4 protein-coding genes are annotated in these 3,811 nt (G+C 67.3%); 3 read left to right on the top strand and 1 reads right to left on the bottom strand.

What is annotated here, in order from left to right; genetic code table 11:
* The coding region (locus J7E68_RS08705) for a class I tRNA ligase family protein (RefSeq protein WP_215171764.1) at nt 1-405 on the bottom strand (405 nt) is incomplete at its 3' end.
* Between the two features lie 170 nt (nt 406-575).
* On the opposite strand from J7E68_RS08705, the gene J7E68_RS08700 reads away from it, so the two are divergent.
* From J7E68_RS08700 to J7E68_RS08690, 3 genes are all read left to right on the top strand, one after another.
* The gene (locus J7E68_RS08700) at nt 576-2,186 is read left to right on the top strand and encodes an ABC transporter substrate-binding protein (RefSeq protein WP_215171762.1); all 1,611 of its coding nucleotides are present in this window, start codon (nt 576-578) and stop codon (nt 2,184-2,186) included.
* A gap of 106 nt (nt 2,187-2,292) precedes the next feature.
* On the top strand, nt 2,293-3,234 hold the full coding sequence (locus J7E68_RS08695; RefSeq protein ID WP_215171760.1) for an ABC transporter permease: 942 nt from the start codon (nt 2,293-2,295) through the stop codon (nt 3,232-3,234).
* Nucleotides 3,231-3,811 (top strand): ABC transporter permease (locus J7E68_RS08690; protein ID WP_215171758.1); only part of this gene is annotated, 581 nt, incomplete at its 3' end. The genes J7E68_RS08695 and J7E68_RS08690, both read left to right, overlap by 4 nt.

Here is a 3,811-nt window from a genome sequence, read left to right as displayed (position 1 = left end):
CGGCACCTGGTAGGCAGAACGGCTTGACTGGTTGTCGGCACCCTCGAACGGCGGGGTGAAGTCGGTCTGGTACGGGAGAGTCGGGTCGCAACGCACGCCGTAGTAGTTCTGCACCCGGCGTTCGGTGGGAAGGCCGTTGTCGTCCCATCCCATCGGATAGAAGACGTTCTTTCCTCGCATGCGCTCGAAGCGCGCCTTGACGTCGGTGTGCGTGTACGAGAACACGTGACCGATGTGCCGGCTCCCGGACGCCGTCGGCGGGGGAGTGTCGATCGAGTAGACGCCGTCGCGTCCTGACTGCGCTGCGCGGATGCGGTCGAACAGGTAGGTGCCCTGCTGAGACCACGACTCACCCCACTTCGCTTCGAGGCCTTCGAGTACGGGCTTGTCGGGAATCACAGACATGAAGGTCTCCTCGAGCGATGTATGCGGCACTGTGTGAGCGTGCCTGAGTGTGGGTTGTGCCATCCAGTGTACCGAGGTCGCCGAGGGCCGGATGCGGTAGCAAATCGACTCAGTCCAAGAATCCGTTCTAGACTTGGGGGCATCCCGACCCGTTCTCTCGAGGAATAGCCATGCCCGCACGCATCACCCGTCGTCTGCTTCCTCTCGCCGCTCTCGCCGCGGTCTCGGCCCTCGCGCTGAGCGCGTGCGCGGGGCCATCCTCGGACTCCGAGGGCGGAGAGCTGGTCTGGTCGATCGAGGGAGCCAACCTCTCGGCGGGCCACATGGACCCCCAGGTCAGCCAGCTCGACGTGTCGGGCATGGTGCAGCGGGCCGTGCTGGACTCGCTGGTGTTCCAGGAGGAGGACGGCTCCTTCAGCCCATGGCTTGCGACGGAGTGGGAGATCTCGGACGACAGCACCGAGTACACGTTCACGCTGCGTGACGACGTCTCCTTCACCGACGGCGAGCCGTTCGACGCCGAGGCGGTCAAGGCGAACTTCGATCGCATCGTGGATCCCGAGACCGAGTCCGCCCAGGCCGCGTCGATGCTGGGGGCGGACTTCTACGAGGGCACCGAGGTCGTCGACGAATTCACGGTGAAAGTGACGTTCACGCAGCCCTATGCGCCGTTCCTGCAGGCAGCCAGCACCCCGCAGCTCGGCTTCTATTCGCCGGCGGTTCTCGCGGAGTCGGCCGACCAGCTGAAGGCGGGCGGCCCCGACATCACGGTGGGCACCGGCCCGTTCGTGCTCACCGAGTACACGCCCGATCAAGAGCTCGTCTACACCCGCAACGACGACTACGCGTGGGGTCCGCACGGTGAGGACGCTCCGAAGGTCGAGACGCTGCGCGTCGAGATCCAGCCCGAGGCGTCGGTGCGCACGGGTGTCATCGAGAGCGGCGAGGCAGATCTCGCGAGCAACATCCCGCCCAACCTCGCCGGGGACCTCGGCGACGGCATCACCGTGGACTCGATCGAGTACCCGGGTCTTCCGTACTCGCTGTACCTGAACGAGAAGTACGGCGTCTTCGCCGATGAGAAGGTGCGCCAGGCGTTCGCCCGCGGCATCGATGTCGACGCGGCCGTGGAGGAGATCTTCTTCGGGCAGTTCCCGCGCGCATGGAGCGTTCTCGGCTCCACCACGCCGGGATACGACGCATCGCTCGAAGGCAGCTGGCCGTTCGACCAGGACGCGGCGAACGAGCTCCTCGACGAGGCAGGCTGGACCGAGCGCGACAGCGACGGCATCCGCATGAAGGACGGAGAACGTCTTTCTGCACGCTGGATCGCCTGGACGCCTGTGCCCGACGACCGCGCGGCGCTCGCCAACGCCATCCAGTCGGACCTCAAGGCCATCGGCTTCGAGCTGGTGCGCGAGGTGCTCGAGCCGGGTGCCTACAACGAGCAGTACGGACCCAAGACGTTCGACCTCACCGACTGGGGCTTCTCCGGTGTCGACGCCGACTTCCTGCGTGCGCACCTGCATACGGACGGTTTCCAGAACGCCTCTCAGGTGGCGGATCCCGAGATCGACGCGATGCTCGAGCAGGCGGTGGCCTCGAGCGATCAGAGCGAGCGCAACGACATCTACACCCAGTTGCAGGAATGGAACGCCGACTACACGGCGATCGTGCCGCTGTACAGCCCGTCGGCCATCACCGCAGTCGGCGAGCGCGTGGACGGTCTGGAATACGACCTGTACGGGCGCCCGCTGTTCTACGACGTGAGCGTCGGCTGACACCCGAGACGTCGAGCGTCCGTCGAAGAACTGCTGCGGTATCGTTCCTGAGCGAGCGCACCGGCGAACCGGCGGGCGCTCCGGAGACTTCGAGAGGGCGCGAACGGTGAAAGCAGCGCTCCTTCGGATCGCCGGCCTTGTGGCATCCGTCGTCATCGTGCTCTGGGGTGCGGCGACGCTGGTGTTCCTCGCGTTCCGGGTGATCCCCGGTGATCCCGTGTCGGTGATGCTGGGGCCGCAGGCTCAGGTCAGCGAAGAGGTGAAAGACGGTATCCGTGCCGAACTCGGGCTCGACCGGCCTCCGCTCGAGCAGTATCTGACGTTCATCGGGCAACTCGCCAGGGGCGATCTCGGTGAGTCGTATCAGCTGCGGATGCCCGTGACCGAGGTAATCGGGCGTCAGCTCGGGCCGACCCTGCAACTCTCCGCGCTGGCGCTGCTGATCGCGCTGGTGCTCGCACTGTCTGTGGCTCTGCTGGTGCGCGGGCAGGCAGGACGCGCTGTCGCGGCGACGATCGAGCTCGTCATCCTGTCATCCCCGGTGTTCTGGATCGGGCTGATCCTGCTCAGCGTGTTCGCCTTCGGGCTCGGATGGTTCCCGGTGTCCGGTGCTCGCAACCCTGCGACCATCGTGCTGCCCGCGATCACCCTCGCTCTGCCGGTCGCCGCTCTGCTGAGCCAGGTGCTGCGCGACGGCCTCGCGCAGGCGGAACGGATGCCGTTCGCCGACACCGTGCGGGCGCGAGGCGCCGGCGAGTCGTGGTTCACGCTTCGCCACGGGCTCAGACATGGCGCCGCGAACGCGATCACCCTCGCGGCGTACTTGACGGGTTCGGTACTCGGAGGGGCGGTGCTCGTCGAGACGGTGTTCGCGCGCGCGGGCCTCGGCCGGGTGACGCTCGCCGCCATCAGCAACCGCGACCTGCCCGTCATCACGGGCATCATCCTGCTCAGCGCCATCGTCTTCGTCGTCGTGAACCTCGTGGTCGAGCTGCTGCATCCGCTCATCGATCCGCGCCTCGGCAGCAGCCGACGGAGCATGCGATGAAGCGGGCGCAGGGCGTGCTTCTCTGGGCCGCCGTCGCTGTGCTTCTGGTGCTCGCGTTCGCCGCGGCATTCCCGGGTGTGCTCGCCACTCACGACCCTCTCCAGACCGAGGTGCGGGGGGCGCTTCTGCCGCCGAGCGCCGAGCATCTCTTCGGTACGGATCAGAGCGGCCGAGATGTGTACTCGCGAGTGGTGTACGGGGCGGGTCGCTCGATCGGCATCGGTCTGCTCGCCACCGGAGTCGCCCTCGTCTTCGGACTGCTCGTCGGAGCGCTCGCCGGGCTCGCGCCTCGGAGCGTCGATGCCGCGCTGATGCGCGTGAACGATGTGCTGATGGCCTTCCCCGAGTTCCTCGTCGCGCTCGTCGTCGTCGCGGTGCTGGGGCCGGGACCGGTGAACATCGCGATCGCAGTGACGCTCGCCGCGGTGCCCGTCTACATCCGCCTCGCGCGTGTGCAGACGCGCACGCTGCGCCGTGCCGAGCATGTCGAGGCGGCGCGCATCCTCAGAGTCCCCGCGACTCAGGCCTTCGTCCGGCATGTCGTTCCGGGAGTCCTCGGCGCCCTCACCGTGCTGGC

Source organism: Microbacterium sp. ISL-103, assembly GCF_018613995.1.
In the GTDB taxonomy this organism is placed as follows: Bacteria; Actinomycetota; Actinomycetes; order Actinomycetales; family Microbacteriaceae; genus Microbacterium.
The sequence above is the reverse complement of the archived record's forward strand: the minus strand, read 5'-3'. Positions and strand labels throughout refer to the sequence as shown.

Bases quoted from the DNA above. Each gene is read 5' to 3' on its own strand.
- J7E68_RS08700 (WP_215171762.1), top strand. From the start codon at position 576: ATGCCCGCACGCATCACCCGTCGTCTGCTTCCTCTCGCCGCTCTCGCC.